The sequence below is a fragment of the Stieleria sp. genome (assembly GCF_041595215.1).
Classification (GTDB): domain Bacteria; phylum Planctomycetota; class Planctomycetia; order Pirellulales; family Pirellulaceae; genus Stieleria; species Stieleria magnilauensis.
This window is the reverse complement of the sequence record NZ_JBFHKV010001027.1, coordinates 1-3,070: the sequence shown is the minus strand read 5'-3', so window position 1 is coordinate 3,070 and position 3,070 is coordinate 1. Positions and strand designations below refer to the sequence as shown.

Sequence of the window (3,070 nt, the reverse complement as noted above, 5' to 3'; positions counted from 1 at the left end):
TTTCTTGGTGCGCGGTCGTCTCGGCCGAACGAGGCAAACCGACGCCTGTCGATACCAACGCTGACAACCGTCGCCTGACGCGTTGGCTGCTGATTGGGAGACGCGATTCCCCTCGGTGATTTCAATCGAGTACATTGGCAATCAGCGATGACGGCTCAAGCTGTCGTGGTGGCCGATCCGCGTGAACCAAGTGGTGCACCGCAGTCGGCGAGTCGAGTTTGTTTTAGAGTTCCGGTCGATCGCGCCGACGCGGTGACCACCGCCGTTCCCCGACTGAAAGCACACTGCGATAATGGGCTATTCGACGTCTTGGATTGCAGTCACTTTGCCACAGGCCGAAGCACGCTCTCGTTTCAGCGTCCGCCCGACCGGCCGGCGATCCGAGTTCGCAGAATTCACCCTCTCTGACGCGGTCTTGCCAAATGGATGGTATTTGATTGTCGCAAACCGGTGTGATTGGGCCGCGCTGCAAGACCTGCATCGGCTATCAACAGGGGGTGAACTTGTAACTGCGTATGTCGAGGAACACGTGATGGTAAGCGGTTCGTCACAATGGCGCGACGGCGGAACGGTTTGGGACGTGGAACACAACTCCGAACTGGCGGCGGATCACCTCGCGGAGAGTGGAGTATTGCCAGATGGATACCGCAAGCTCGCGGACGAACTACTTGAGAAGCAGAAGACCATCGACGACTGCGACTACATCTTTGACATTCCTTTGGTCGCCGCAAAACTAGTGACGGGATATCAGCACGACGAGGACGGACCTTGGACCGAAGGCGAACCATTCGAGATATTGGAGTCGGTTCGGCCGTGGTGGAGGTTCTGGTGACGTTCTGGTGCCTGTCTTAAGATGCGGGGAACCATGCGATGATACGGAGCGGCGGTGGTCGCCGTTCTCATTGTGGTTGGATCGCTCGCCGCCGCCCGCATATCGCAACCGTTCGCCCAACGAGATCGATGTGAGTGACACATCTTTGCAGCCACTACGTGTTCCGCCCGACTGGAGAGTCGATTGGAACACATTGTTCGAGCTTGATCCAACTCCGGAAAACGTTGGCCGTGGTTTCTTTGGTGGTTCGTCGCTCTTCGCAGCATCGAGCACAAGCATGCGACTAGCGGTCGATGTTGAATGGCGTCCTGAGGATGATCCGGATGGATGTTACCGCTTAACCGTCTACTATGCGCCGTGGATTCGGACGGAGAACGGTCGACGCCGTAAAAGCACACCGCTCGATTTCAGCGATGCAAATATTGTTTACGATGTAGAGACACGATCACGTCAGGACATTGTGCAGCAGATCGAGGACGTCCTGCGTGGACGAGACGAATGGATCGAACACAATTAGTGGACGGAGTGGGCGAACCATGCGATGAACCGAAGTCGCGGAGTCGCCGTTTTCGACAATGGAAGATCAACCGCGCGGACCGGGTGATCGGTAACGTTCCTCGTCAGTAGCGAGACTCAAGCCGCCGATTTGTGTTGACGGATTTACTGGCCAGATTGTTTGAGCGTTTCACTCTTTCGGTGAGCGCATGCAGCGTTGAGCTGCCGACGTCGGACTTGATCACTCGATTGATCGATGCCGCCTGACAATCGGGGGCTCTTTTTGTCGCGACTCCCCACGAAGTGAGTTGACAGCATTGGTGCCCGCCGCAATGGGCCTGACGTGTGATCTACCGCAAGGAAGTTTTGACATCTCGGTGCCGGATGGATCGCAATGCTCGGCCCCGCGCCCATCGAGCCTCCGCATGCGATGATTTCAACGCCGGCCGAAAAGTTGCTTCGACTGATTCGTCACGCTATTCTGTGACCGCCGGGCAGCGTTTGACGCAAGTGCCCGAGCAATGCCGAAGACAGTCAGATTCGAGGAACAAAGCCGTGCACCTGAGCACTCGATCGAGTCTTTTTTGCGATCAAGTTTTTCCGCTCGTGCCAGGTGACGGCGGACGTTGAACTTAATCGAATTGCTTTCCGCTTCGGCGGTTGATGTGCGGTCACGGTAGGTCGGGGTTAGGTGGGACTCAGGTTTGTGAGGCTGACGCCAGCTTCTTAAATCCTCTGGCCGTAGGTCGTCAGCGTTTTGGTGCGGCAGTCGTCTTGATCTCTCATGGCCCATTGTGTGATCCGCAGGCGCATGACTCCCCCGTGACTTGCATCGTGTGGTCCGTGGTGTTTTTCTTTTATTGAAAGACGAATCCGACCGAACACACGACGCGGCGATCCTGGGGAGTCGGGCGGCTTTGGATATCGGAAGTGCACCCATGAGATCAAGACGCGGTTGCCAGCACGACGCGGATGAACTGCGTGCAAGAGAGTTCGGAAGCGGACGGTTTGGAGAAGGGGGAAGCGATCGCAGCAAGCGTGGGGCGGAATGGCCAGTTGATTGCACTGTTACCGAAATAATCATGATCCGATGGCGCTAGCCAGGGCCTCCAACGGCTACGTCGTCACCGGTACGCCCGCGGCTAGCGCCGTCGGCTCACCAAGTCGACAGGCCGATGAGCGGCCGGTTGAAGGTCCTCACTGCCGCAACAGCCTTGGAAGGGCGAGACACCGTCCATGCGGCGGTTTCGACCCGCTGGGCACTGTGTCGGCCTTCCAGGCCTGCGTTAAAGGTGCATCGCAGTCCGGGCCCTGACCGGCCCGGCAAGCACTCTGTCAGCCCGCTGGGCTTTCTGATCCTGGGGCGGCGGTCCGTTCGATCGGGCATTGACCCATGCGATGGGGGTGCTGAAACGCGCTGCGACCCCGTCCGGGGTCGTGGGGACGATCGGGGGCGTCGTCCGGAGGTGGCGCTGCGCTGACCTCCGGCTACTCGCTGTGATCCCTTCGGGATGTCAATTGTATTACTGACGAATTACTCGCCGTACCGCGTTGTGGGAACGACTCGCGAGCGGCAACCGCTCCTGCGGCCCGCACGCCAGCGACGTGCCACATCAAAGCTTGGGGTCGCGCCCGCGCACCCCAAGTTCCGGTCGCCAACCCCAACGGGGTTGAACAGAGCAACACGGTTCGCCTGATTCACGCCGCGGTTTGCGCACCTCGGATTGTGCCGCGCCGTTTGTT

General features: G+C 58.7%; 2 protein-coding genes. Both read left to right on the top strand.

Annotated features, from left to right (window positions below):
• The first annotated feature begins 292 nt into the window (after positions 1-292).
• Positions 293-832, top strand: coding sequence for a hypothetical protein (locus tag ABX749_RS27605; RefSeq protein WP_372898865.1), 540 nt, complete (start codon positions 293-295; stop codon positions 830-832).
• Positions 833-908: 76 nt separating this feature from the next.
• Entirely contained in the window at positions 909-1,349 is a 441-nt protein-coding gene (locus tag ABX749_RS27600) for a hypothetical protein (RefSeq protein ID WP_372898864.1), read from the top strand.
• The last annotated feature ends 1,721 nt before the right edge of the window (positions 1,350-3,070 follow it).